A 24,860-nucleotide genomic window follows, 5' to 3' on the forward strand; every position below is an offset into this window, starting at 1 on the left:
CCCGGCCTGTGAACTAGATGTGGATAACTACACGGCTGTAAGTACTAGATGTGGGGGTAACCGTACGCGCGGTCCCCTAGAGGTGCAAGCGGATCGGCGTGTCTCCCGACACCCGCCCGGAGCGGTCCACGAACACGCAGGTCAGCGCCCCGCCGACGGTTCGGCGCGGCGTGTCGCGGACCCCGCGAGACCCTCCCCGGAGGCACTTCGCGAAGCCTGGGGACGGGTCCCACCGTGCGCCCGCGGGATTGGGGACGGTGGGACATGATGGAGCGGTGCGAGGAGGCAGGAGGGCGGGGTCGCGACGCGAGTCCACCGCTGCGCCCCGCCCCCGCGCCCGGCTCGCCGCCCTGGCCCTCGGGATCACCGTCACGGTCGTCGCGTGGGGCTACCTCGTCTGGGTCGCCATCGACTTCGGGGCCACGGCGCGCGCCGGCGAGAGCGCGGCCTGGTGGTTCGTGGCGCTCGCCTCTCTGGGCGCCATCGCGTGCCTCTTCATCGCGCTGCTGCTGGGCACGACCGCCCTGCGCATCCTCGGCGCCGCGCCCCCGCCCCCCGACCCGGACGCTCCCCCGCGTCCCAGCGGCGGCAAGCGCGCCGCACGCTGACTGACCGTCCTCCACAGGCGCCCGTACGACGGGTAGCCGAGCCCCGCGAGTCTCGTTAGATTCGTGAGCACGCCGGCGCGATCGGGGCGCCGGACACCTCGGGAGGATCCATGCGCCTGCGACGACGGCTGCTCGCCTGCACCCTGGCCGGTACGACGGCACTCACCGCCTGCACCAGCGACTCCGGCGACACCGACGACGACGCCGAACCCAGCGACAGCACCAGCAGCTCCAGCGCACCGGTCGAGTCGACCACCACCGCCCCCACACCCCCACCCCTGCCCGACGAAGCCACCGGCGACGACGACGCAGCCGCCATCGCCTTCGTCGAGCACTGGGTGGAGTTGCTCAACTATGGTTTCGCTACCGGCGATACGGCTCCGGCCCGCCAGACGGCCGCGGCTTGCAGCACCTGCATGGCCACCCTGGACTACCTGGACGAGACGTTCGGCCAAGGCCCTGTCGGCGCTTGGCGGTTGTCGAATTTGGAAGCGGTCCCGCCTGACGCTGGCGATGCTGCGGCGACCGACGTAGTAGTCGTGGCTGACGTCCTAGTCATCGACGACATCCGCCGATCCACCACGGAAGGCCGCTCCGGCACCTTCGCCTTCGGCCTGACCGGAAAGGTCGGGCCGGCCCCCTGGGCACTCATCTGGTCCGACGGTGAAGAAGCATGACCAAGACTGGACAACACGTGCGGTTGGCCGTCGCCACGATGGGCGCCATCCAGATCTTGTGGGCCACCGTCTCAGACGACGATTCCGGCTCCGACACGGGCGCCAGCCCAGCCAACGGCTCATTCGACGTCTGGTCGACCATGCAGGACGGGGGAGGTCGAAGCCCCGAAGATCGTCGTGGCGGAGGCGCAGCCGCGCCGCAGACCCAAGGACCATCGCCAGCAGAGCTCGGACAGGTGTATTTGGATCGACTGGGTTCGCTCGAGTGCACGGGCGGTTCCATCTGGAGCGGGACCTTGTTCGGCGACTGCCAGGCCCCCGTCGCCTGCTCCGGCGGCGAGACGAGCGACATCAGCTACGTCGAGGTGCTCGCCGGCGGGGGCGACTTCCAGTCCGAGTGCGAGCCGGCCGCGGCCGCTGCAGCGGCCCCCGTCATCACCCCCGCGCTGGTCCTCCAGGCGTTTCAATCCGTGCCGCTGCCCGAGACCGTCCTGACGATCCAACCCCCCGACGGCCTGACCCTGGTCAACTTCGACACGAACTTCTACACCGAGGCCGCACCCTTCACCACCACCGTCACGCTCCTCGGCCAGGCCGTCGAGCTCGACATCACCCCGACGTCGTACACCTGGAACTACGGCGACGGCACCACCGTCACCACCAGCACCCCCGGCGCGCCGTACCCCGACCTCGAGGTCACCCACCGCTACCAACAGGCGGGCAGTTACCAGGTCACCGTCACCACCACCTGGTCGGCCCGCTACCGCGTCAACGGCGGACCCTGGCTCGACGTCGCCGGCACCGTCACCATGCCCAGCGCACCCGTGCCCCTCCAGGTCGACGAAGCCACACCGATCCTCACCGACTGACCGTCCCGCCCCCGAGACCCCCACCGCGGCGGCGCGGTTTCGAGGCTCGCTGGCGCGAGCACCTCAACCACCGGACGGGCGCAGCCATCACCCTTCGGCACGCGGAGCGTGGTTTCGAGGCTCGCCAGCGCGAGCACCTCGACCACCGGACGGGCGCAGTCGCACGGCCGGCGGGTCACGTCCACCAACGGCACGAGGGGCGGAGCCGAAGCTCCGCCCCTCGTGGTCTTCCCCGGTGGACCGACAGGTCGGGGTCGAAGCGACCTGTCGGGGTCTGTGGCCGCCCGAGCGCGCGCCGACGGGGTGCCGGGCGCGGGGCGGCCGGGGTCAGCTGGTGGGCACCACCAGCAGCTGACCAGCCTGCAGCGAGCCGCTCGACAACGCGTTGAGGGAGCGGATCTCGTCGATGACGCTCTGGACGCTCTCACCGTCGGCGGCGCGCTCCGACGCGATGGCCCACAGGGTGTCCCCGACGCCGACGCGGATCGTCTCGGAGGTGCCCGTCGGACCCGGCTCGTCCGTCGCGGACGACACGGACCCCAGCACGACGCCGAGGGCGAGCATCACCAGGAGGGCGAGCGCGACGACGACCACACGACCCCGGTGGGTGAGCCGCACGGTGCTGCGGCGAACGGACGGCGCGGCGACGGATCGCGGCGCGGCCGGACGACGGGTGCGGACGGTGGGAACGGCGTACGTGCTGCTCATGATGACCTCCAGGGGAAGGAGTCGGGTCGGACGAGCTGATGTCTACCGACGGCCACCGACAGTCTTGGTCCGCGTGCTGCTCCGGACCCGCTGTCGATCATCCGTTCGATCGAACACGTGCTCGACAGTAGAGCAGGTGTTCGAACGGATCAAGCACCCGCTCGAGCATTTCTTCGAGCGCCGCCCGCGCGCCGACCGACACGCCGGTTCGAACAGATGTTTGATGACGGAGGTCGCAAACGACTAGCGTGACCTGCGTCGACCGGGCCGTGCCCGGCGCACGACGCAGCGGCAGAAGCAGACGGAGCAGGCAGACGGAGCGCGCCCCGGCGCGGGAAGAAGGCGGAGATGGCGAGCAGCAGCAAGAGCGACGAGGCGGGCGCCACGGTCGAGGACCTGTCCGCCCTCCCCGAGCCCGCCGCCGGCCAGGCCCGCCTGACCCCCCGCCAGGCGAAGGTGCTGGCCGTCATCACCCAGGCGCTCGACGACCAGGGCTACCCGCCGAGCATGCGCGAGATCGGCGAGCAGGTCGGTCTCACCAGCTCCTCCTCGGTCGCCCACCAGCTCAAGGCGTTGGAGGAGAAGGGCTACCTGCGCCGCGACCCGAACCGGCCGCGCGCCATCCAGGTCGTCACCCCCGGCTCCCCCGAGCGCGCCGCCGTCTCGTCCGTCACCGACCCCGACCTCGACGCCGTCCTCGACGAGACGGGCATCGGCGACGCCCAGCCCGCCGCGACGTACGTGCCGGTCGTCGGACGCATCGCGGCCGGCGGCCCGATCCTGGCCGAGCAGCGCGTCGAGGACGTCTTCCCCCTCCCCCAGCAGCTCGTCGGGGACGGCACCCTCTACCTGCTCGAGGTCTCGGGCGACTCGATGGTCGACGCCGCGATCTGCGACGGCGACTACGTCGTGGTCCGCCAGCAGCCCAACGCCGAGAACGGCGAGATCGTCGCCGCCATGATCGACGGCGAGGCCACCGTGAAGACCTTCCAGCGCAAGAACGGCCAGGTCTGGCTGCTGCCGCACAACCCGGCGTACGAGCCGATCGACGGCACGCACGCCACCATCCTCGGCAAGGTCACCGCGGTCCTGCGCCGCCTCTGAGGCACCCGCACCCGCGCCCGCGCGGGCACCGGCCGCTCCACCCACGGTCGATGCCCCGGACGGGCGGGGCGCGCCGTACCCTTGCGGGGACCCGCTCCGAGGAGGTGCCATGTCGGCTGACGCGCCCCGCTTCCCCGTGCTGGAGGCTGCCGACGGCTACGAGATCGCCGCGGTCGACCGGCACGTCGCGACCCTGCTCGACGACGTGCAGCGCGGCCGCCGCACCGGGTTCCACCCCGGCCCCCTCGACACCCGCCCGTTCGCCCTCGTCCACCGCTCCCAGGTGTACGACGCACGCGCCGTCGACGCCTGGTTCGACCGCTGCTCGGGCGAGCTCGAGGCGCGCCGCCACCACCCCTCCGGGCTCGGGCGCGCGACGTACGACGGCGACATCGACGACCCGCCGGAGCTGCGCGACGTCCCGCCGTCGCGGCCCGCGACCGACGACTTCACCAGCACCATCCCCACCTGGGCGCGCGTCGTCGCGCTCGTCGTGATCGTCGCGCTGCTCGGCAGCTACGTGCTCTCCTTCTTCTGAGCCCCGCCGGCCGCCGGCCCGCCGTTCGACCACCGGGTGAACTCCCGCCGTCCGGACGGTGCTCACATCCCCGTTCGCGGGACCTGCCCCGGTTTCCGTCGTTCGATGAGGTGTGACCGAGGCCTCATCCCCCACCAGCACCGGCGCAGGCGTCGAGCAGCAGCTCGCCCTGCCGGCCGTGCCCCGCCGTACCGTGCTCGCCGGCGGCGCCCTCGTCGGCGCCGCGGCCCTCGCCGCCAGCCCCTTCGACGACGACGAGGCCCGCGCCGCGCTGGCCGGCGCGTCGCCGTACTTCCGCCACGGCGTGGCCTCCGGCGACCCCCTCGCCAACCGCGTCGTCCTGTGGACCCGCGTGACCCCCACCCCGGACGCCACACCCGGGTCGGGCCGCGGCCCGGCGGTCACGGTGGAGTACCAGGTCGCGACCGACACCCGCTTCCGCCACCTCGTCACCCGCGGCACCGTGCGCACCGACGCCGCCGCCGACCACACGGTCAAGGTCGACGCGTGGGGCATGCAGCCCGGGCGGTGGTACTACTACCGCTTCGTCCACCGCGGCGTCGCCAGCCCCGTCGGGCGCACCAAGACCGCGCCCGGCTACACCAGCTCGCCGGAGCGCCTGCGGATGGGCGTCGTGTCCTGCGCCAACCTGCAGGCGGGCTACTTCCACGCCTACCGCCACCTCGCGGTCCGCAACGACCTCGACGCGGTCCTCCACCTCGGCGACTACCTCTACGAGTACGGCCCCGGGCAGTACGGCATGGGCCAGGACGACGTCGACGTGCGCCGCCACGTCCCCGCCCGCGAGATGGTGTCGTTGGCCGACTACCGCCAGCGCCACGGGCAGTACAAGGAGGACCCCGACCTCCAGTGGCTGCACTCGAAGTACCCCTTCATCGTCACCTGGGACGACCACGAGTCGACCAACGACGCCTGGCGCGACGGCGCCGAGAACCACCAGCCCGGCGAGGGCGACTGGGCCACCCGCCGCTCCCGCGCCCACCGCGCGTACGACGAGTGGATGCCCGTGCGGCTCGGCTCGACGGCCCCCCTGGGCGACGGCACCCGCCTGTTCCGCAGCCTGCGCTTCGGCACGCTCGCCGAGCTGAGCATGCTCGACCTGCGCACCTACCGCGACCAGCAGGTCGCCTACCCCGTGGTCGACCCGGCCGTGAGCAGCCCCGCCCGCACCATCACCGGCCGCGAGCAGCTCGACTGGCTCAAGCGGGCGGTGGCCAGCAGCGCGGTCCAGTGGAAGCTCGTCGGCAACCCCGTGATGATCGCCCCCGTCACCTTCGCCCAGCTGCCGACCGGCCTCATCGACCCGGTCAACGACGTCACCGGCCTGCTGCCGCGCGACGGCGCGCCCTACAACGTCGACCAGTGGGACGGCTACACCGACGACCGGCGCGAGCTCTTCACCCACATCCGCGACCAGGGCATCCGCGACACCGTCTTCGTCACCGGCGACATCCACTCGGGCTGGGCCGCCGACCTGCCGTACGACGTCGCCACCTACCCGCTCGGCCGCTCCGCCGGCGTCGAGTTCGTCGCCAGCTCGGTCACCTCGAACAACCTCAAGGACATCCTCGGGGCGCCGCCGCGCACGGCGAGCCTCGCCGTCGAGACCGTCATCAAGCTGGCGAACCGCCACGTGCGCTACCTCGACTTCGACAGCCACGGCTACTCCGTGCTCGACGTGACGCCCGCCCGGGCGCAGATGGACTGGTACGTCACCGGCCCCCGCGACCAGCGGAACGCCGGCTCCACCTGGGCGGCGTCGTTCCAGACGCTGGCCGGCACCAACAAGCTCAGCCGGGCCGCCGGGCCCGTGGGAGGGAACTGACATGGGCCACGACCACCGCTCCTCCGGACCCTCGCCGTTCCTCGACGGCGATCCCGACCTCGAGCAGCAGCGGCCGGCGGCGCAGCGCCGTACCTTCCTCAAGGTCGCGGGCGCCGGCGGCGCGAGCCTGCTCTTCTCCGCGGCCGCCGGGTTCGACGCGGCGCGCGCGGCCCCGAAGAGCTGGAACCGTGCCTACGTGCTCGTCGTCGACGGCTGCCGCCCCGACGAGATCGACTCGGGGTTCATGCCGAACCTGCGGGCGCTGCGCGACGGCGGCTTCAACTTCCCCCGCGGGCGGTCGATGCCGATCCTCGAGACCATCCCGAACCACGTGATGATGATGACCGGCGTGCGCCCCGACCGGAACGGCGTGCCGGCCAACTCGATCTTCGACCGCACCATCGGCGAGGAGCGCACCCTCGACCGGCCGGCGGACCTCGTCGCGCCGACCCTGCTGTGGTGGGCCCGCAAGCACGGGCTGACCGCCGGGACGGTGCTGAGCAAGGAGTACCTCTACGGGATCTTCGGCCGGCAGGCGACCTTCCGCTGGGAGCCGCGGCCGATCGTGCCGATCAGCGGGCACGCGCCCGACAACTTCACGATGGACGCAGCCCTGTCGATCGTCGAGCGGTTCGACCCCCACCTCGTCTTCGTCAACCTCGGCGACGTCGACCGCGTCGGGCACACCGACCTCACCGGCGGGCTGTCGCTCGAGGTGCTGCGCCGCACCGCGCTCGTCTCCACCGACCTGCAGGTCAAGCGGTTCGTCGACATGCTCAAGGCGACCGGCCGCTGGGAGAAGTCGATGGTCGTCGTGCTCGCCGACCACTCGATGGACTGGTCGCTGCCCCACAAGGTCATCTCGCTGACCCGCCCGCTGCAGGCCGACCCGCTGCTGCGCGGCAAGGTCGCCATCGCCCAGAACGGCGGCGCGGACCTCCTCTACTGGACCGGCCCCGCGTCGGGCAGGGACGCCGGCGTACGGCGGATGCTGCAGGTCGCCGCGGCCCAGCCGGGCGTGCTCTCCGCGCACGACCGGGCCCGCACGCCGTCGCTGCGCCTCGGCCCGAACGCCGGCGACGTCGTCGTGTACTGCCAGGCCGGGTGGCGCTTCTCCGACCCGAACGTGCTCAGCAACCCGATCCCGGGCAACCACGGGCACCCCGCGACCGGCCCGATCCCGTTCTTCCTCAGCGGCGGGCACCCGGCCATCCGGCGCGGCTCGTCGTCGGAGCCGGCGTACACCGTCGACGTCACCCCCACGGTGGCGAAGTTCCTCGGGCTGCCGGCGATGACCGGCCGGACCGCCTGGGACGGCAAGTCGCTGCTGCGCTGGTGAGGTCGCGCGGGCAGGTCGGGGACGTCAGGCGGTGACCGAGGCGAGGCGCGCGAGCGCCTTCGCCACGACCGCCGGGTCGCTCGTGCGCCACATCGGCGGCAGGCTCGCCTCGAGGAACCGGCCGTAGCGCGCGGTCGAGAGCCGCGGGTCGAGGACCGCCACGACACCGCGGTCCTCGGTCGTGCGGATGAGGCGGCCCGCGCCCTGGGCGAGCAGCAGCGCGGCGTGGGTGGCCGCGACCTGCATGAAGCCGTTGCCGCCCGCGGCGTCGGCGGCCCGCTGGCGGGCCGACATCAGCGGGTCGTCGGGGCGCGGGAACGGGATGCGGTCGATGATGACCAGCTGGCAGGTGTCGCCCGGCACGTCGAGGCCCTGCCAGAGCCCGAGCGTGCCGAACAGGTTCGTGTGCGGGTCGTCGACGAACTGGCGGGTCAGCTCGGACAGCTGCGCGTCGCCCTGCGCCAGCGTCGTGAGGTGGGGCAGCCGCTCGCGCACCGCCTCGGCCGCGGCCTCCGCCGCCCGGCGCGAGGAGAACAGCCCGAGGGTGCGGCCCTCCGCGGCGTCGACCAGCCGGACGATCTCGTCGAGCTGCGCCGGGCCGAGCCCGTCACGGCCCGGGGTGGGCAGGTGGCGGGCGACGTACAGGATCCCCTGCTTGCCGTAGTCGAACGGCGAGCCCACGTCGAGGCCGCGCCACGGCAGCACGGTGGGGCCCTGCCCGCTCTTCCCGGGGGTACGGCGCGGCTGCGGCTCCGCGCCCTCGGCGACGCGCTCCGAGGGCTTCAGGCCCACGGTCGAGGCGACGGCGTCGAAGTCGCCGCCGAGCATGAGCGTCGCGCTCGTCATGACGACCGTCGACTCCGACAGCAGGCGGTCGCGCATCTGGCCCCACACCTGCAGCGGCGCCACGCACAGGCGGTCGGGCACCCGGTCGCGACCCGGCGCGTACGGCTTCGAGAGCCACACGACGTCGTGGTCGCTGTTGGCGACGAGCCGCTCGGCGGTGGTGAAGACCTCCTGCACCCCGGCCTTGGCCTGCGCCTTGCCCGCGTCGCCCTCCGCGTCCTTGTCCTTGCCCCGGTCCTTCGCGAACGCGGAGACGCACTCGCGGGCGGCGTCGCGCACCAGCACGAGGGCGTCGGACAGCTCCTCGCCGAGCGCGTCGAGGCGCCCGCCGTCGGTCTCGGCCATCGCGGCGCGCAGCGCCTCGGCGGCGTCGGCGAGGTCGTCGGCGGGGTTGCCGAGCGCGTCCGACTCCTCGACGTGGCGCCGGGCCCGGCGCGCCGCCCGGTCCACCTCGCCGGCGGTCAGCTCGTCGGTGGCCGCCTGCGTCACGCGCGCGACCAGCTCGTGGGCCTCGTCGACGACGACCGCGTCGTACTCCGGGATCATCGGGATCCCCTCGATGGCGTCGATCGCCAGGAGGGAGTGGTTGGTGACGACCAGCTGGGAGGTGGCGGCCTTCTCCTTCGCCCGCTCGGCGAAGCACTCCTCGCCGTACGGGCAGCGGGCCGCGCCCAGGCACTCGCGCGCGCTGACGCTGACCTGGCGCCACAGCCGGTCGTTGTGGCGAGGTGCGTGGTCCTTGTCGCCCGGGCCGCCCGACTCGGCCTGCTCCTCCGCCCACGCCCGCAGCGCCAGCACCTCGGCGCCCATCGTGCCCTCGGGCACGTCGACGAGCACGCCCTGGTCGTCGGGCACGCCCTCGCGGATGCGGTGCAGGCACGCGTAGTTCGACCGGCCCTTGAGCACCGCGTACGACGTGTCCACGCCCGCCTCGCCCTTCACGGCGCCGACGAGGCGCGGCAGGTCGCGCTCGACCAGCTGGTGCTGCAGCGCCAGCGTCGCGGTGGCGATGACGACCCGGTCGCCGTGCAGCATCGAGGGCACGAGGTAGGCCAACGACTTGCCCGTGCCGGTGCCGGCCTGGACGAGCAGGTGCTGCTCGTCGCGCAGCGCGGCGGCGACGGCCTCGGCCATCCGCACCTGGCCCTCGCGCTCCGCACCACCGAGACCGGAGACCGCCGTCGCCAGCACCTCCCGCACGCGGTCGGGGGTCGGGGTCTCGTCGGGCACCCGAGAACACTAGCCGCGCGGTGGCTCCCGTCGTACGGCGCCTCCACAGGCCCCCGGCGACGGCCGCAGGACGCCGACGGGCCCGCCGCGTGGTGCGGCGGGCCCGTCGGTCGGGGTGGTGCTGGGGTCAGACCACGACGTCAGACGACGGCGCCGGAGTCGGCCGGGTCGCGCACGACCTTCTCCTTCTTCTCGCGCCCGAAGGGCGAGAAGCGGTCGAGGTACGTGAGCAGCGGCGTCGCCAGCGAGATGGTCGACAGCGTGCCCACCACGAGACCGATCAGCAGCGCCAGCGCGAAGTCCTGCAGCGAGTCGCCGCCGAGGATGGTGAGGGCCGCGAGGATGAACATGGCGCCGAGGCCGGTGTTGACCGTTCGGGGCAGGGTCTCCACGACCGCGTCGTTGGCGACGTCGATGAACTCGTCGTCGTCCTTCGACCCCCACCACTTCTCGCGCACGCGGTCGAAGACGACGACGGTGTCGTTGACCGACAGACCGATGATCGTCAGGGCCGCGGCGAGGAAGACGCCGTCGATGGGCTTGCCGAGCCAGGCGAAGACGCCCACCACGATCACCACGTCGTGCGCCATGGCGAGCACGGCGGAGGCGCCGAACGTCCACTTGAACCGGAACGCCAGGTAGATCATCTGGGCGGCGAGCGCGAGGACGAACGCGATGATCGCGTTGCGCAGCAGCTCGCCACCGAGGGCGGCGCCGAGGTTGTCGTCCGTGACCACGTCGGTGACGCCGACCTCCGCGTCGAGGGCGTCGCGGATCTGCTGCTCCTCCTCGTCCGTGATGCGGCCCGTGCGCACGGAGATGTCGCCGGCGTCCGCGCTCTGCACGGTCGCCTCCGGGAAGCCCGCGTCGGCGATGACGTCGCGCGCCCGGTCGGGCTCGATCGGGGACTCGGTGGCGTAGACGACGTTGCGGCCGCCGGTGAACTCCAGGCCCAGGTTGAGGCCCTGGGTGGCGATGCCGGCCACGGCGAGCACGACCGCCGCACCCGAGATGCCGAGGAACACCTTGCGGCGCTGCACCAGCTTCGGGCGCTTGCGGTCCAGCCACGTGCGCACGCGGCCCACGCTGGCGAGGCCGGTGATCTTCGGCTTGCGGTTCACCCAGCGCGGGTGCACGCCGGCCGTGGTGAGCACCCGGGCGACCACGAGCGCCGAGATCATCGACGCCACGGTGCCGATCATGAGGGTGACGCCGAAGCCCTGGACGGGGCCGGAGGCGAGGAAGAACAGCAGCACCGCGGCGAGCAGCGTCGTGACGTTGGAGTCGAGGATCGCGCTGAAGGCCTTGTTGAAGCCGACCTGCAGGGCCCGGCGCAGGCCGGAGGCCCGGTTGGCGGCGTACTCCTCCCGAGCGCGCTCGAACACGAGGACGTTGGCGTCGATCGCCAGACCGATCGCCAGCACGAAGCCGGCGAGGCCGGGCAGCGTCAGGGTCGCCCCGACGACGACGAGCATCGCGTAGGAGATGAGCGCGTAGGTGGCGAGCGCGACGGTCGCGAGGAGGCCGACGAACCGGTAGACGAGGACGATGAACAGGCCGGTCAGCAGCAGGCCGATGACGCCGGCCTCGGCCGACGCCTCGATGGCCGAGTCGCCCAGCGTGGGGCCGATGGTGCGGACGTCGGGGGCGATGTCCTGGCCGTCGTCCTCCGACGCGATGCGCAGGGGCAGCGAGCCGCCCTCGATGAGGACGGCGAGGTCGCTGGCCTGCGACTGGTTGAAGTTGCCGGTGATCTGCGTGGAACCGGTGATCGAGGCGCCGCAGGCGACGGTCACCTGCGGGGAGGAGATGACCTCGTCGTCGAGCAGGATCGCGATGCGGCCGGCGTCGCCGGTGGCGCACGCCGCGTCCCTGCTCAGGTCGCCGAACGCGTCCGAGCCCGAGCCCGAGAAGTCGACGGTGACGGCCCAGCCGGTGGAGTTCTGCGGCTGCTCGGCGGCGGCTCCGGTGATCTGGTCACCCTTGAGGGCCACCGGGCCCATGACGATGGGGGCGCCGGACTGGTCGTCCGCGGCCTGGCACTGCGCGTCGTCCTCGGCCTCGGAGCACTCGACGATCGTGCCGAGAACGGTGGGGTCGATCGTGGACTGGTCGACGACCGGGCGCACCTCGAGCTGCGCGGTGCGGCCCACCACCTCGAGCGCCTCGTCGGGGTCCTGGACACCCGGCAGCTCGATGATGATGCGGTCGGAGCCGGAGCGGACGATCGTCGACTCGCTGACACCGATGCCGTCGACGCGCTGGCGCAGCACCTCGACCACCTGGTCCACCTGCTCGGCGGTCGGGTCCTCACCCTCCTCCTCCGACAGCACGGTCAGCGTGATCTGGCTGCCGCCCTCGAGGTCGATGCCGAGGCGGGGCTGGATGCTCCACGCCGCGGCCGCACAGGCGGCCAGCAGGGCGACGACGAACAGCAGCCGGACGAGGATTCCGCGAGACATGCACTACCTGCTCTGTCGTGGGCGAGAGGAACACAAACGCGGGAAAGGGTACAGACACCCGACGTCCGCTGAGCATCGACGCTCCCCACCCACGACGACGCGCCCCGGGCAGGCCCGGGGCGCGTCGGATCGTGCGTCGGCGCCGTCGTGCGGCGCGAGGTCGTCGGGGTCAGCCCACCGCGTACGGCGCGAGGTCGCCCGCCAGGTCGGCGTTCGCCCGGCCGGTGACGCGGGTGCCCTCGCCCGTGTGCTCCAGGTGGTCGATCTCGCCCTGCTGGTGGATGCGGTTGACGAGGTCGCCCCGGGCGTAGGGCACCAGCACGTCGAAGGGCTCCGCCGGGTGCGGCAGCTCGCCCTCGATGACGCGCAGCGCCTCCTCGATACCCTGGCCCGTGCGGGCGCTGACGACGACCATGTGCGGCTCGCGCTGCCGCAGCCGCGCGATGACCAGCGGGTCGGCCGCGTCCACCTTGTTGACGACGACGATCTCGGGGACCTTGTCGGCGCCGATCTCGGCGAACACCTCACGGACCGCGGCGATCTGGCCCTCGGGGTCGGGGTGCGACCCGTCGACCACGTGCAGCACCAGGTCGGAGTCGGCGACCTCCTCCAGGGTCGAGCGGAACGCCTCGACGAGCTGGTGGGGCAGGTGGCGCACGAAGCCGACCGTGTCGGACATCGTGTAGACCCGGCCGTCGGAGGTCGTGGTGCGCCGCGTCGTCGGGTCGAGGGTCGCGAACAGCGCGTCCTCCACCAGCACGCCCGCGCCCGTGAGCCGGTTGAGCAGCGACGACTTGCCCGCGTTCGTGTAGCCCGCGATGGCCACGCTCGGCACCTGGTTGCGGTGGCGCTCCGAGCGCATGGTGTCGCGCGTGCCCTTCATCTGCGCCAGCTGGCGACGCAGCTTCGCGATGCGCGTGTTGATGCGGCGGCGGTCGGTCTCGATCTTCGTCTCACCGGGACCACGACCACCGATGCCCGCGCCGCCGGCGACCCGGCCACCGGCCTGGCGGGACAGGTTGCCGCCCCAGCCGCGCAGGCGCTGCTTCATGTAGCTCAACTGCGCCAGCTCGACCTGCGCCTGGCCCTCGCGGCTCTTCGCGTGCTGGGCGAAGATGTCGAGGATCAGCGCGGTGCGGTCGACGACCTTCACCTTGAGCCGGTCCTCGAGGTTCCTCAGCTGGCTGGGCGCCAGCTCGCCGTCGCAGATCACGGTGTCCGCGCCGGTCGCCTGCACGATCTCCCGCAGGCCGTCGACCTTGCCGCGACCGACGTACGTCGCGGGGTCCGGCGACTGCCGCCGCTGGTACATCGCGTCGAGCACCTCGGAGCCCGCGGTCTCGGCGAGCAGCGCGAGCTCGGCCATCGAGTTCTCGGCGTCCGCGACCGTGCCCTCGGTCCACACGCCGACGAGCACGACGCGCTCGAGGCGCAGCTGCCGGTACTCGACCTCGGTGATGTCCTCGAGCTCGGTGCGCAGGCCGGCGACGCGGCGCAGCTGGTGGCGTTCCACCAGGTCCAGGTCGCCGGTCGTGGGGTCCTCCGGGTCGGGCCCGTCGGCGTCGACGACATCGGGGTCGTCGGGCTCGTCGGCGTATCCCGAGACGAAGTCGTCGTCGTCCCAGTCGTCGGTGGCCGCCAGCTCGGCGGCGAGGGAGAAGTCAGGTGCGTTGCTCATACGCCCTCCAGAGTAGGCCGCCGCACCCCACCTGGCGATCCGTTATCCCCCGGACGGCTCCGGCTGCAGGTCGACGGCATACAACTCGGTACCCAGTGCGTCGCGCAACGAGACCCGCAGGAGGCCGTCGGCGGCGATCTCGCCGTACCCGATGAAGGTCTGCTCGGGGGTCGGCGCCCGCCGGCTCGGGGCCGACGAGCCGGTCGCGAAGACCTGCTCGGCGCCGAACGTGGTGTCGGGCTCCTTGACGCCGAACGAGCTGCACGCGATCGGTCCGGCCACGAACTCCCAGAACGGGTCGAAGTCGGTGAAGGCCGCACGGTCCGGGTGGAAGCGGTGGGCCGCGGCGAAGTGGACGTCGGCGGTGATCCAGACGACGTTGCGCACCCCGGCTGCCCGGAAGGCCGAGAGGATCCGCGCCAGCTCGTGCTCCCGCCCGCGGGGCGCGCCGCCGTCGGCGTTGCCGTAGCCGTCGAAGTCGACCGGCTTGCGCGGCCCCAGGGCGAGCGGCTGGTCGGCCGAGATGACCTTCCACGTGGCCCGAGACGCGACGACCTCGCGGATCAGCCAGTCGGTCTGCTCCTCCCCCAGCAGCGCGGCCGGGCGCTCGCCGTCGGCCTCGGCGTTGGGCGAGCGGTAGGAGCGCTGGTCGAGGCAGAACAGGTCGAGGTGGGCGCCGCGGGCGACCTTGCGGTAGAGGCCCCGGTCGGCGAACCCCGTCGCGCCGCGGCCGAGCAGGTGGGCCTCGCCGATCGGCATGTACTCCTGCCACGCCTGGCGCCCCCACCGCGCCAGCACGTCGACGCGGCGCTCGTCGGTGTAGGGGTGCGTGGTGGTCTCGTCGGTGAGCACCTCGCCCGGGTACCAGTTGTTCGTCGTCTCGTGGTCGTCCCACTGCGAGACCACGGGGACGGAGGCGTGCAGCCGGCGCACGTGCTCGTCGAGCAGCACGTAGCGGTAGCGCCCGCGGTACTCCTCCAGCGTCTGCGCGGGGCGCGCCACGTGCTCGGTGACGACGTTGCGCCACACCGTGCCGTCGGGCTCGACGACCGTGTCGGTGATCGGCTCGTCGGCGTAGATGTTGTCGCCGCAGTGCACGAAGACGTCGGGCCGCAGGTCGGCCACCGCGCCGTACCCCACGAGCCCGCCCGCGTCGGGGTTGATGCCGTAGCCCTGCCCGCAGGTGTCGCCGGACCACGCGAAGGTGGTGCGCGCCGGCGTCGTGGACGGGGTCGTGAAGGTGACGGTGCGGGCCTCGCCGGCCACCCCGGCGGCGTCGGTGAACCAGAGCTCGGCCGCGTACTCCCGGCCCGGCTCGAGGCCGTCGAGCGCCATCCGCGCCGTGTGGTCGGTGGTGGCGGTCGCGACCTGGCCCACCCGGGTGCCGATCACCCGGCTGCCGCTGGAGAGCCGCACCGTCAGCTGCCCCGGGCCCTCGCCGCGGGCCCACAGCACCCCCGAGGTGGGCGTGACGTCGCCGGTCTGCGCGTGGGTGAGGGCGTCGCGGGTGCGCACCAGGTTCGCCGTCGTGTGGGGCACCGGGCGGTCGGTCGCGCGCGCCGCCACCGCGGGGTCGCGCAACGCATCGAAGGGTGGGCCCAGCATCACCCCTCCCGCCACGCCACCGCCGAGGGCCAGCAGCCCCCGCCGTCGCACGACCGCCTGCCCGAGACCTCGCGAAGTCGGCACGCACCGCACTCGACCGAGCGCGGGTGAACCGCGGACCGACCGGCGGTGGCGCCGCGTCGTGGGATGGGCGAAGGCTCGGCGGACGCCGGGTGCGTGGGGGTGGGCCGGGCCGCCGGGCGTGCGGGCCTACAGCGCGGAGACGCCCTCGGCGACGATCTCGGCCGGGCCGGTGAGCACGACGGTGCCCTCCGGGGTCCAGGTCAGGTCCAGCTCGCCGCCCGGCACGTCGACGCGGTAGACGACCGGCTCGGCCGGCGGGGTGCCGTCGGCCGGGACCGCACCGTCGGCCAGCGCGCTGGCGACCATGACCGCCGCGGCGCCGGTGCCGCACGACTGGGTCTCGCCCGAGCCGCGCTCGTGCACCCGCATCGCGACGTGCCGCTCGCCGCGGCGCACCACGAACTCGACGTTGACGCCGTCGGGGTAGAGCTCGCGGTCGTACGCCGGACCCACCAGCAGGCTGCCCGCGTCCGCGAGGTCCTCGAGGAAGGCGACGGCGTGGGGGTTGCCCATGTCGACGCCGGTCGTCGGCCAGGTCGCCCCCGTGTCCGCGACGGTGACCTCGGAGGCGGGCAGCAGCGTCGGCGTACCGACCTCGGCGCTGACGCGGCCGTCCTCGTCGACCCGCACGGACAGCACACCGGCGCGGGTCGCGATCGCGACGGGCGCGGCGGGGTCGACGCCCTCGTGGTCGACGAGCCAGCGGGTGAAGACGCGGATGCCGTTGCCGCACATCTCCGCGACCGAGCCGTCGGCGTTGCGGTAGTCCATGAACCACTCGGCCGCGCCGCGCCCGGCGACCGCGTCGGGGTCGTCGATCGCGGCCGTGCGCACGACGCGGAGGATGCCGTCGCCGCCGATGCCCGCGCGCCGGTCGGTGAGCGCCTGCACCCGCGCGGGGTCGAGGTCGGCGTGCCGCGTGCCGTCCGCGTCCGGGAGGATCACGAAGTCGTTGCGCGTGCCGTGGCCCTTCGCGAAGGGGTACGTCGGGTGCTCGCTCACGGTGTCGATCCTCCCACCCCGCGCCACCCCGGGCCCAGCCGCTGGGCGGCGGTCGGCTCGCCCCTGCTGGTTCGTGGTAGCAGCGCCAGGCATTCCGCGGCGCTGCTACCACGAACGGGGTGCGCCGGCGGTCGCGGTAGGAGCGGTAGTGGATCACTACCGCTGGCACCGCGACCCGCGTTCGGCGACTCAGGGGGCGACGGCGCCGGCGGACAGGCCCGCGGCGATGCGCTCGACCCGGGCGAGCACGGAGGCGCCGGGCTCGTCGGGGTGCTCGGCCCACCAGCGCAGGACGGTGTCGAGCATGCCGATCCAGATGCGCGTCGTGAGCGCCCGGTCGGCGGGGTCGGTGTCGCCGGCGAGCTCGAGCATCTCCCCCACGCCCTCGACGGCCAGGCGGTGCAGCCGGTCGGTGTGGCGCGCGGCGGCCCGGGCGGCCTCGGTGCCCGCGGGCACCGTCGGGTCGAAGAGCACGCGCCACAGGTGCGGGCGGCCGTCGAGCACCGCCGTCAGGCCCGCGACGGTGAGCAGCCCGCGCTCGAGGCCGACGGCGCCGAGCCCGGCGCTGCGCTCGACCTCGTCGGCGACGAGGCTGCCCGCGGCGTCGACGCACGCGACGTACAGGCCCTCCTTCGACCCGAAGTAGCTGTAGACGAGCGGCTTCGAGATGCCGGCGGCGCGGGCGACGGTGACGACGGAGGCGGCGGCGTAGCCGACCCGGGCGAACTCCTCCTGCGCGGCGGCGAGGATCTGCTCCTCGCGGGCGCGCCGGGGCACGCCCTTGGTGCCGGTGCGAGCTGCCATGCGCGGAACTCTAGCCAGGCGATATGACCTGGAGGTAACTTACCTCGAGGTCACATCCCTGGAGGTCACGTGGACGAGCTGCTCGACCCGATGAAGAACCCCGTCACCTACGCCGCGCCGTTCTTCGTGCTCACGATCCTCGTCGAGCTCGCCGCGCTGCGCTGGCTCGACCACGACGACAACGTCACCGGCTACGCGCTGAAGGACGCGCGCACCTCGATCTCGATGGGGATCGTCTCGCTGGTCTTCCTCACCGCGTTCAAGCTCGTCTCGTTCGTCGGCTTCGTCGCGGTCGCCACCTACCTGGCGCCGTGGCAGCTGCCGACCGACACGTGGTGGTACTGGGTGCTCGTCGTGCTCGGCGTGGACCTCGGCTACTACTGGCACCACCGGTTCAGCCACCGCGTGCGCATCGCGTGGGCCGGCCACCAGGCCCACCACTCCAGCGACTTCATGAACTTCGGCACCGCGCTGCGCCAGAAGTGGAACCCGTGGTTCGAGTTCTTCTTCTGGCTGCCGCTGCCGCTGCTCGGCTTCGCGCCGTGGACGCTCTACGTGGCGTTCGGCATCAACCTGATCTACCAGTTCTTCACCCACACCGAGGTGGTCGACCGGCTCCCCCGACCCGTCGAGTGGGTGATGAACACGCCCTCGCACCACCGGGTCCACCACGGCAGCGACCCCGAGTACCTCGACAAGAACTACGGCGGCATCCTCATCGTCTGGGACCGCCTCTTCGGCACCTTCGCCCCCGAGCGGCACCGGCCGCGCTACGGGCTGACCACGCCGGTCACGACGTTCAACCTGCTCGAGCTGCAGTACGGGCACTACCGCGAGATCTGGCAGGACGTGCGCGCGGCGTCGCGGCTGCGCGACAAGGTCGGGTACGTCGTGGGGCCGCCCGGCTGGGCACCGGCCGCACCAGCCGCACCGGCCGCACCGGCCGCACCGGCCGCACCGGGCGCACCGGGCCCGGCGCCCGCCGTACCGGAGCGGCCCAGCTGTACCTAGCCCCCCGCGGTTCGTGGTGCCAGCGCCAGGGATCCCACGGCGCTGACACCACGAACCGGGCCGGGTCAGTCCCCGCGCACCACGGCGTGGGTCGCGACGACGAAGTCGGCGTTGCGCTCGACGCCGCGCAGCGCCAGCTCGAGGTGGCGCGGCAGCAGCGGCGCGCCGGCGCCGAGCACGACCGGCGCGTAGGCCACGACGACCTCGTCGAGCAGGCCCACGTCCGCGAGCCGCCCGGCGAGCTCGCCACCGCCGACCACCCACACGTCGCGGTCACCGGCGACCGCCGCCGCCTCGGCGTGCAGCGCCCGCACCGCGGCGTCGTCGTCGGCCGCGACGAAGCGGATGTCGGCGTCGGCCCACCCGGCGGGGCGGGCGGCCTCGAGCTCGGCGGCGCGGTGGGTGAGGACCCAGGTGGGCACGTCGTACGCCCACGGGTCGTCGCCGGCGTGCTGGGCGACCCAGGTGTAGGTCGAGGCGCCCATGAGCGTCGCGCCGACGCGCGCCATGAACGCGGCGTGGTTGCCCGGGCCCTCGGGGTCGAGGTCGCGGTGGAGGAGCCACTCCAGGGAGTGGTCGGGGGTGGCGATGAAGCCGTCGAGGCTGCTGGCGGTGTTGTAGACGGTGGTCACGGGTGCTCCTCGTCAGGTCGGGTCGGTCGGGTCGGCTGGCGGATCCACTCGACGGGGTCGCCGAGGTCCGGGGCGGGCGGGGCGTCGTCGAGGGCGCCGAGCTCGCCGAGGAGGCGGCGCACGAGCAGGCGGCGGTGCGCGCCGTACTGCAGGACGTGGGCGACCACCCCGCTCAGCACGAACGACTCGGGCGGCTCGCAGAGCGCGTCGACGAGGCGGTCGTCCCAGGCGTCGCGGGCGGCGATGTCGGCGACGGTGGCGACCCAGCGCGGTCCGGCGACGGCGTGGCGGGCGCGGAGGTCGTCGAGGTCGTCGGTGCCGACGCCCGGGTGGTCGGCGCCCTCGATGCTGGCGACCCACACCTCCTCGGAGAAGACGAGGGCCTGCAGGAGGGCGGCGACGCTCTCCTCCGCGGGGCCCCAGGCGTGGACGCGGTGGCCGGGCAGGAGGGGGCGTCGGTACGCCGCGGCGTCGAGCCCGCCCGCCGCCTCCAGCACGAGGGCGGTGTCGGCGACGCCGTGGTGCAGCTGCACCGCGAGGACGGGGTCGAGCCGCGCGCGCCCGGCGGTCGGCTCGCGCACCCACAGGTTCGTCGGCGGGTGGAAGTGGATGCCGTTGGGGGCGTCGAGCCAGGTGGCGGTGCCGCTCGTCGTGGCGCTCGGCGGGTGCCCGTAGGCCCGTGCGAACGCCCGCGCGAACCCCTCGGTCGAGTCGTAGCCCGCCTCCAGCGCCACCTCCGTCACCGTCGCGCCGCCCGCCAGGCGCCACGCCGCCCGCTCGAGCAGCACCCGGCGTCGCAGCGCCACCGGCGGCTCGCCCGCCTCGCGGGCCACCTGCCGGCTGAAGTGGTACGGCGACGCGTGCGCCCCGCGCGCCATGTCGCCGAGGCGGGGGTGGTCGTCGTCGAGCACGGCGTCGAGGAGCTCGCGCAGGCGGTCGCGGCCGCGTGGCGGTGCGGGCTGGTCGCCGGGGTGGTCGCCGGGGTGATCGGGGTGGGTCACGGGTCCAGTCTGGGGCGGCCGGGGCCCCGCGCGCCCGACCGATCTTGCTGTCCTGCGGGCAGGCTCCCGGCGGCGTTCGTGGTAGCAGCGCCAGGCTTTTCGTGGCGCTGGCACCACGAACGGGGACGCCGCGCGTTCGTGGTAGCAACGCCAGGCATTCCGTGGCGCTGGCACCACGAACGGGGTACGGCGGGGCGAGGCGCGGGGCGCCGCGGCGGCGGGAGGGTACGGCGCGGTTACGCCACCGCGACGGCGGCCACGGCGGCGAGGGCCCGGTCGACGCGGTCGGGCGCGTCGTACGGCACCCACCTGATGCGCGGGTCCTTCGTGAACCACGACTCCTGGCGCCGGGCGAAGCGTCGCGTCGCCACCACCGTGCGCTCGCGGGCCTCGTCGAGCGAGAGCCGGCCGGCCAGGTGCTCGGCGACCTCGCGGTAGCCGATGGCCCGCGACGCCGTCAGCCCGTCGAGCAGGCCCACCTCCAGCAGGCGCTCGACCTCGGCGACGAACCCGGCCGCGAACATCGCGTCGACCCGCCGCGCGATGCGCTCGTCGAGGGTGGGGCGGTCGATGGCGACGCCGACCTGCACGGTGCGCGGGTCGACGTGCTCGAGCACCGGCAGCGAGGCGCTGAACGGACGCCCGGTCAGCTCGACGACCTCGAGCGCCCGCACGATCCGGCGCCCGTTCTCGGGGAGGATCCCGGCCGCCGCCTCGGGGTCGACCTCCGCGAGCCGGGCGTGCAGCGCGGCCGACCCGACGCGGGCGAGCTCGGCGTCGTACCGCGCCCGCACCTGCGGGTCGGTGCCGGGGAAGTCGAAGCGGTCGAGCACGGCGCGGGTGTAGAGCGCCGAGCCCCCCACGAGCACCGGGACCCGGCCCCGCCCCCGCACCTCCGCGATCACACCGCGCGCGCGGCCCTGGAAGTCGGCCACGCTGGCCGGCTCGGTGACGTCGAGGAGGTCCAGCAGGTGGTGCGGCACCCCACGGCGCTCGGCGGCGGGGAGCTTCGCCGTGCCGACGTCCATGCCGCGGTAGAGCTGCATCGCGTCGGTGTTGACGACCTCCCCGTCGAGGCGCTCGGCCAGGTCGAGCGACAGGTCGGTCTTGCCGGCCGCCGTGGCCCCGACGACCGCCACGATCGGCGGGACGGGCGGCTGGCTCACGCTGGCTATCCTTCCAGCACCGCACGAGACGACGTGCCCGACCGGCGCCCGACACCATCCGGCGGCGTCGGGCGCACCGACCAGGAGGACCGCACATGGCGTTCAGCGACAAGCTCAAGGGCGCGCTCGGCCAGGCCCGCACGAAGGCCGGCGACGTCGTCGACAAGCACGGCGACAAGATCACGGGCAGCATCGACAAGGCCGCCGCCGTGGCCGATGCGAAGACCAAGGGCAAGTACTCCGACAAGATCGCCAAGGGCACCACGAAGGCCAAGCAGGGCCTCGACAAGATCGACAAGCGGAACGACGGCGGCACCCCCCGATGACGTCCGCCGAGCCGGACCCCGCGCCGCGCTCGGACCAGCGCCCGACCGCCGACGACCCCGTCGGGATCGGGCGCTTCGTCGTGGTGCCCGCCGCCTACGTGCTGCTCCTGCGCCCCGGCGCCGGCGACGTCCCCGAGGTGCTCCTGCAGCTGCGTTCCGGCACGGGCTACATGGACGACCACTGGGCGTCGGGCGCCGCCGGGCACGTGGAGAAGGGCGAGACCGCGTACGACGCCGCCCGCCGCGAGGCGGCCGAGGAGCTCGGCGTCTCCGTGGTCGACCTGCGGGTGCTGGCCACCATGCAGCGCCGCGCGCCCGGGCCCGGTCCGGTCGCGCCGATCGACGAGCGCGTGGACTTCTTCCTCACCGCGACGTCGTGGGCCGGCGAGCCGCGGATCATGGAGGGCGCGAAGTGCGCCGACCTGCGGTGGTTCGGCCTCGACGCGCTCCCGGACCCCGTCGTCCCCCACGAGCTCGTCGCCCTGACCGAGCTGCGCCGGGTCGTGGGGCCGCTCGGTACGGTGGTGGCCGAGCCGTCGCCGTACCTGACGTTCGGCTTCACGACGCCACCCGCCGAGGAGGAACAGCCGTGAGCGACCCCGGACCGCAGCCCGACCCCACCATCGAGCCCGCCGAGCCCAACCCCGGAGGGGCCGACGCGATCGACGAGTCGGACCGCTACGGCGACGAAGCCGGCGAGCCGATCACCCCCGACCTCCCGTCGGACAGCAACCCCGCCGTCGACGAGGACGCCCTGCCCGACGGCGTCACCGAGGGCGAGGACAAGCAGCAGGAGGGCGAGGAGGACCCCGCCACCTCCGAGGAGCCCGCGGACTGACGCGCACCACCCGGCGGGGGCCTCTCCTCAGGCGGCCAGCGGGGGGCGCCGTGGCCTTCGCCGCACGCTCGTGCCCGGCCTGCTGACCGCGCCGGTCCGCGCGACCACGCCCGGCCGCGGCTACGGCCTGTTCCTGCCGGCGTACCCGGGCAGCACGGACGCGCTGCGTGCCGCCGGCGCGGCCGTGGGCCGGATGCCGGAGGTCGTGACCTGGTACGCCGCGTGGTCCGACGGCCGCGCGTTCCCGCTGGCCCAGGTGCAGGAGGTCAGCGCCCTCGGGGCGGTCCCCGAGATCACCTGGGAGCCGTGGGACCCCGCGCTCGGGACCGGCCAGGAGCGCTTCTCGATGGCCTCGATCGCCGGCGGCCGCCACGACGACTACGTGCGGGCCTGGGCCCGGGCGGCGGCCGCGTGGGGCGGCCCGGTGCGCCTGCGGTTCGCGCACGAGTCGAACGGCACCTGGTACCCCTGGGCCGTCGGGGTCGCCGGCACGACGACCCGCGACCACGTCGCCGCCTGGCGCCGCGTCGTGGGCATCTTCCGCTCCGCGGGCGCCACCGACGTCACCTTCGTCTGGTGCCCCAACGTCCCCTTCGCGGGCACGCCGGCGCTCGCGTCGATCTACCCCGGCGACGCGTGGGTCGGCGCCGTCGGGCTCGACGGCTACAACTGGGGCACCAGCCGGGCCTGGTCGACGTGGGGCTCCTTCACCGACGTGTTCGGTGCCGGCGTCGCCGAGCTGCGGGCGCTCACCGCGAAGCCGCTCGTCATCGGCGAGGTCGCGTGCGCCGAGGCGGGCGGCGACAAGGCGGCCTGGATCGCCGACATGTTCGCCGTGCTCGCCGCGCGCCCCGAGATCCGCGGCTTCACGTGGTTCGACGCCGTGAAGGAGACCGACTGGCGCGTCGGGTCGACGCAGGCCTCGCTCGACGCGTTCCGGGCCGGTCTCGCGGGGGTCTGAGCGCTCAGCGCACCGAGCAGGCGCTCTCGACGACGGGCAGCGGCGCGGGCACGCCGATGCTCGGCATGCCGAGCGACACCCCCGCGGGGGTGGGGGGCTGCGCCGTACGTCGCTCCCAGGCGTCGCCGGCGCGGGTGCGGCGCAGCGCCAGCACCGGGCCGTCGGCCACGAGGTGGTGGGGTGCGCCGTACGTGACCGCGACCTCGACCATGTCGCCGGGGCGCGGCGCCTCGCCGCCCACGAGCGAGAAGTCGGCCGCGAAGTGCACGAGGCGGTTGTCGGGGGCGCGGCCCGACAGGCGCGCGGTGGCGGCGTCCTTGCGACCCTCGCCCTCGGCGACCATGAGCTCGAGCCGGCGGCCCTCGAGCTTCCGGTTCTCCTCCCACGCGATCTCGTTGACGAGCGCGACGAGGCGCTCGTAGCGCTCCTGCACGACGGCCTTCGGCACCTGGTCGGCCATGGTGGCGGCCGGGGTGCCGGGGCGGGTGGAGTACTGGAACGTGAACGCGCCGGAGAACCGCGACTCGCGCACCGCGTGCAGCGTCTGCTCGAAGTCGGCCTCGGTCTCGCCGGGGAAGCCCACGATGATGTCGGTGGTGATCGCCGCGTCGGGGATGGCGGCGCGCACGCGCTCGATGATGCCGAGGAACTTGCGCTGGCGGTAGGAGCGGCGCATCGCCTTGAGCACCGTGTCCGAGCCCGACTGCAGCGGCATGTGCAGCGACGGCATCACGTTCGGCGTCTCGGCCATCGCCTCGATGACGTCGTCGGTGAACTCGGCCGGGTGCGGCGAGGTGAAGCGCACGCGCTCCAGACCCTCGATCTCCCCGCAGGCGCGCAGCAGCTTACTGAAGGCCTGCCGGTCGCCGAACTCCACGCCGTACGCGTTCACGTTCTGGCCCAGCAGCGTCACCTCGGTGACGCCCTCGGCCACGAGCGCCTCGATCTCGGCGAGCACGTCGCCGGGGCGGCGGTCCTTCTCCTTGCCGCGCAGGCTCGGCACGATGCAGAAGGTGCACGTGTTGTTGCAGCCGACGCTGACCGACACCCACGCGGCGTACGCCGACTCGCGGCGCGTCGGCAGCGTGGACGGGAAGACCTCGAGGCTCTCGAGGATCTCGACCTGGGCCTCCTCCGCGATGCGCGCCCGCTCCAGCAGCACCGGCAGCGAGCCGATGTTGTGGGTGCCGAACACGACGTCGACCCACGGGGCCTTGCGGGTGATCTCGCCCTTGTCCTTCTGCGCCAGGCAGCCGCCGACGGCGATCTGCATGCCCGGGCGCCGCGCCTTCACCGGCGCGAGGTGCCCGAGGTTGCCGTAGAGCTTGTTGTCGGCGTTCTCCCGCACCGCGCAGGTGTTGAGCACGACCACGTCGGCGTCCGCGCCGGCCGGCGCCGCGACGTACCCCGCCTGCTCCAGCAGGCCGGTCAGCCGCTCGGAGTCGTGGACGTTCATCTGGCACCCGAAGGTGCGGACGTCGTAGGTGCGGGGCGTGGCGGTCTCAGGCATGGCCGCACCAGGGTA

The 24,860-nt window shown here is 73.7% G+C and carries 23 protein-coding genes; 12 read left to right on the top strand and 11 right to left on the bottom strand.

Annotated features, from left to right (window positions below):
• Positions 1-275 precede the first annotated feature (275 nt).
• The 3 genes from ACOACO_RS00070 (at position 276) to ACOACO_RS00080 (ending at position 2,154) form a co-directional block, all read left to right on the top strand.
• Positions 276-608, top strand: a complete 333-nt coding sequence (locus tag ACOACO_RS00070; protein WP_420294226.1) for a hypothetical protein — start codon at positions 276-278, stop codon at positions 606-608.
• A gap of 110 nt (positions 609-718) precedes the next feature.
• Positions 719-1,285, top strand: a complete 567-nt coding sequence (locus tag ACOACO_RS00075; protein WP_420294227.1) for a DUF6318 family protein — start codon at positions 719-721, stop codon at positions 1,283-1,285.
• 296 nt (positions 1,286-1,581) lie between these two features.
• The gene (locus ACOACO_RS00080; RefSeq protein ID WP_420294228.1) at positions 1,582-2,154 is read left to right on the top strand and encodes a PKD domain-containing protein; all 573 of its coding nucleotides are present in this window, start codon (positions 1,582-1,584) and stop codon (positions 2,152-2,154) included.
• Between the two features lie 327 nt (positions 2,155-2,481).
• On the opposite strand, the gene ACOACO_RS00085 is transcribed toward ACOACO_RS00080, so the two are convergent.
• Positions 2,482-2,862, bottom strand: a complete 381-nt coding sequence (locus tag ACOACO_RS00085; RefSeq protein WP_420294229.1) for a LysM peptidoglycan-binding domain-containing protein — start codon at positions 2,860-2,862, stop codon at positions 2,482-2,484.
• Between the two features lie 348 nt (positions 2,863-3,210).
• Here ACOACO_RS00085 and lexA point away from each other — a divergent pair, with 348 nt between their 5' ends.
• The 4 genes from lexA (at position 3,211) to ACOACO_RS00105 (ending at position 7,689) form a co-directional block, all read left to right on the top strand.
• Positions 3,211-3,966, top strand: coding sequence for a transcriptional repressor LexA (lexA, locus tag ACOACO_RS00090; protein WP_420294230.1), 756 nt, complete (start codon positions 3,211-3,213; stop codon positions 3,964-3,966).
• 109 nt (positions 3,967-4,075) lie between these two features.
• A complete protein-coding gene (locus ACOACO_RS00095; RefSeq protein WP_420294231.1) occupies positions 4,076-4,504 on the top strand; it encodes a hypothetical protein in 429 nt (142 codons plus the stop codon).
• Positions 4,505-4,616: 112 nt separating this feature from the next.
• The gene (locus ACOACO_RS00100; protein WP_420294232.1) at positions 4,617-6,350 is read left to right on the top strand and encodes an alkaline phosphatase D family protein; all 1,734 of its coding nucleotides are present in this window, start codon (positions 4,617-4,619) and stop codon (positions 6,348-6,350) included.
• Position 6,351: 1 nt separating this feature from the next.
• Positions 6,352-7,689, top strand: coding sequence for an alkaline phosphatase family protein (locus ACOACO_RS00105; RefSeq protein WP_420294233.1), 1,338 nt, complete (start codon positions 6,352-6,354; stop codon positions 7,687-7,689).
• A gap of 24 nt (positions 7,690-7,713) precedes the next feature.
• On the opposite strand, the gene ACOACO_RS00110 is transcribed toward ACOACO_RS00105, so the two are convergent.
• The 6 genes from ACOACO_RS00110 to ACOACO_RS00135 form a co-directional block, all read right to left on the bottom strand.
• The gene (locus ACOACO_RS00110; RefSeq protein ID WP_420294234.1) at positions 7,714-9,765 is read right to left on the bottom strand and encodes an ATP-dependent DNA helicase; all 2,052 of its coding nucleotides are present in this window, start codon (positions 9,763-9,765) and stop codon (positions 7,714-7,716) included.
• Positions 9,766-9,905: 140 nt separating this feature from the next.
• A complete protein-coding gene (secD, locus tag ACOACO_RS00115) occupies positions 9,906-12,227 on the bottom strand; it encodes a protein translocase subunit SecD (RefSeq protein WP_420294235.1) in 2,322 nt (773 codons plus the stop codon).
• A gap of 169 nt (positions 12,228-12,396) precedes the next feature.
• Positions 12,397-13,905, bottom strand: a complete 1,509-nt coding sequence (gene hflX / locus ACOACO_RS00120; RefSeq protein ID WP_420294236.1) for a GTPase HflX — start codon at positions 13,903-13,905, stop codon at positions 12,397-12,399.
• A 42-nt stretch (positions 13,906-13,947) separates the two neighbouring features.
• A complete protein-coding gene (locus ACOACO_RS00125) occupies positions 13,948-15,486 on the bottom strand; it encodes an alkaline phosphatase D family protein (RefSeq protein ID WP_420294237.1) in 1,539 nt (512 codons plus the stop codon).
• A gap of 234 nt (positions 15,487-15,720) precedes the next feature.
• Positions 15,721-16,596, bottom strand: coding sequence for a diaminopimelate epimerase (gene dapF, locus ACOACO_RS00130; RefSeq protein ID WP_420294238.1), 876 nt, complete (start codon positions 16,594-16,596; stop codon positions 15,721-15,723).
• A gap of 189 nt (positions 16,597-16,785) precedes the next feature.
• Positions 16,786-17,400 (bottom strand): TetR/AcrR family transcriptional regulator, encoded by a 615-nt coding sequence (locus tag ACOACO_RS00135; RefSeq protein ID WP_420294239.1) that lies wholly within the window; start codon positions 17,398-17,400, stop codon positions 16,786-16,788.
• A 69-nt stretch (positions 17,401-17,469) separates the two neighbouring features.
• Here ACOACO_RS00135 and ACOACO_RS00140 point away from each other — a divergent pair, with 69 nt between their 5' ends.
• Positions 17,470-18,411, top strand: coding sequence for a sterol desaturase family protein (locus tag ACOACO_RS00140; RefSeq protein ID WP_420294240.1), 942 nt, complete (start codon positions 17,470-17,472; stop codon positions 18,409-18,411).
• A 65-nt stretch (positions 18,412-18,476) separates the two neighbouring features.
• Here the strand turns inward: ACOACO_RS00140 and ACOACO_RS00145 are convergent, their stop codons facing one another.
• The 3 genes from ACOACO_RS00145 to miaA all read right to left on the bottom strand — a co-directional run bounded on the left by ACOACO_RS00145 (position 18,477) and on the right by miaA (position 21,210).
• Entirely contained in the window at positions 18,477-19,043 is a 567-nt protein-coding gene (locus ACOACO_RS00145) for a dihydrofolate reductase family protein (RefSeq protein ID WP_420294241.1), read from the bottom strand.
• Positions 19,040-20,044: a helix-turn-helix domain-containing protein gene (locus ACOACO_RS00150; RefSeq protein ID WP_420294242.1), complete on the bottom strand. Its 1,005-nt coding sequence runs from the start codon at positions 20,042-20,044 to the stop codon at positions 19,040-19,042. Before ACOACO_RS00150 ends, ACOACO_RS00145 begins: the two co-directional genes overlap by 4 nt.
• A gap of 236 nt (positions 20,045-20,280) precedes the next feature.
• Entirely contained in the window at positions 20,281-21,210 is a 930-nt protein-coding gene (gene miaA / locus ACOACO_RS00155) for a tRNA (adenosine(37)-N6)-dimethylallyltransferase MiaA (protein ID WP_420294243.1), read from the bottom strand.
• A gap of 95 nt (positions 21,211-21,305) precedes the next feature.
• Here miaA and ACOACO_RS00160 point away from each other — a divergent pair, with 95 nt between their 5' ends.
• The 4 genes from ACOACO_RS00160 to ACOACO_RS00175 all read left to right on the top strand — a co-directional run bounded on the left by ACOACO_RS00160 (position 21,306) and on the right by ACOACO_RS00175 (position 23,335).
• Positions 21,306-21,536, top strand: a complete 231-nt coding sequence (locus ACOACO_RS00160; protein ID WP_420294244.1) for an Rv0909 family putative TA system antitoxin — start codon at positions 21,306-21,308, stop codon at positions 21,534-21,536.
• The gene (locus ACOACO_RS00165) at positions 21,533-22,129 is read left to right on the top strand and encodes an NUDIX domain-containing protein (protein ID WP_420294245.1); all 597 of its coding nucleotides are present in this window, start codon (positions 21,533-21,535) and stop codon (positions 22,127-22,129) included. Before ACOACO_RS00160 ends, ACOACO_RS00165 begins: the two co-directional genes overlap by 4 nt.
• Positions 22,126-22,374: a hypothetical protein gene (locus ACOACO_RS00170; protein WP_420294246.1), complete on the top strand. Its 249-nt coding sequence runs from the start codon at positions 22,126-22,128 to the stop codon at positions 22,372-22,374. The genes ACOACO_RS00165 and ACOACO_RS00170 overlap by 4 nt, the downstream gene beginning before the upstream one ends.
• Before the next feature lie 70 nt (positions 22,375-22,444).
• Positions 22,445-23,335 (top strand): glycoside hydrolase family 26 protein, encoded by an 891-nt coding sequence (locus ACOACO_RS00175; protein ID WP_420294247.1) that lies wholly within the window; start codon positions 22,445-22,447, stop codon positions 23,333-23,335.
• 4 nt (positions 23,336-23,339) lie between these two features.
• On the opposite strand, the gene miaB is transcribed toward ACOACO_RS00175, so the two are convergent.
• Positions 23,340-24,845: a tRNA (N6-isopentenyl adenosine(37)-C2)-methylthiotransferase MiaB gene (gene miaB, locus ACOACO_RS00180; RefSeq protein ID WP_420294248.1), complete on the bottom strand. Its 1,506-nt coding sequence runs from the start codon at positions 24,843-24,845 to the stop codon at positions 23,340-23,342.
• Positions 24,846-24,860: the final 15 nt, after the last annotated feature.

Origin of the sequence: Nocardioides sp. CPCC 205120, assembly GCF_048654585.1 — a bacterium.
In the GTDB taxonomy this organism is placed as follows: domain Bacteria; phylum Actinomycetota; class Actinomycetes; order Propionibacteriales; family Nocardioidaceae; genus Nocardioides.

Excerpts from the sequence above, each read along its gene's own strand:
- hflX (WP_420294236.1), bottom strand. The coding sequence starts at position 13,905 with ATGAGCAACGCACCTGACTTCTCCCTCGCCGCCGAGCTGGCGGCCACC.
- ACOACO_RS00105 (WP_420294233.1), top strand. The coding sequence starts at position 6,352 with ATGGGCCACGACCACCGCTCCTCCGGACCCTCGCCGTTCCTCGACGGC.
- ACOACO_RS00135 (WP_420294239.1), bottom strand. The coding sequence starts at position 17,400 with ATGGCAGCTCGCACCGGCACCAAGGGCGTGCCCCGGCGCGCCCGCGAG.
- ACOACO_RS00085 (WP_420294229.1), bottom strand. The coding sequence starts at position 2,862 with ATGAGCAGCACGTACGCCGTTCCCACCGTCCGCACCCGTCGTCCGGCC.
- ACOACO_RS00095 (WP_420294231.1), top strand. The coding sequence starts at position 4,076 with ATGTCGGCTGACGCGCCCCGCTTCCCCGTGCTGGAGGCTGCCGACGGC.
- miaB (WP_420294248.1), bottom strand. The coding sequence starts at position 24,845 with ATGCCTGAGACCGCCACGCCCCGCACCTACGACGTCCGCACCTTCGGG.
- secD (WP_420294235.1), bottom strand. The coding sequence starts at position 12,227 with ATGTCTCGCGGAATCCTCGTCCGGCTGCTGTTCGTCGTCGCCCTGCTG.
- lexA (WP_420294230.1), top strand. The coding sequence starts at position 3,211 with ATGGCGAGCAGCAGCAAGAGCGACGAGGCGGGCGCCACGGTCGAGGAC.
- ACOACO_RS00160 (WP_420294244.1), top strand. The coding sequence starts at position 21,306 with ATGGCGTTCAGCGACAAGCTCAAGGGCGCGCTCGGCCAGGCCCGCACG.
- ACOACO_RS00075 (WP_420294227.1), top strand. The coding sequence starts at position 719 with ATGCGCCTGCGACGACGGCTGCTCGCCTGCACCCTGGCCGGTACGACG.
- ACOACO_RS00165 (WP_420294245.1), top strand. The coding sequence starts at position 21,533 with ATGACGTCCGCCGAGCCGGACCCCGCGCCGCGCTCGGACCAGCGCCCG.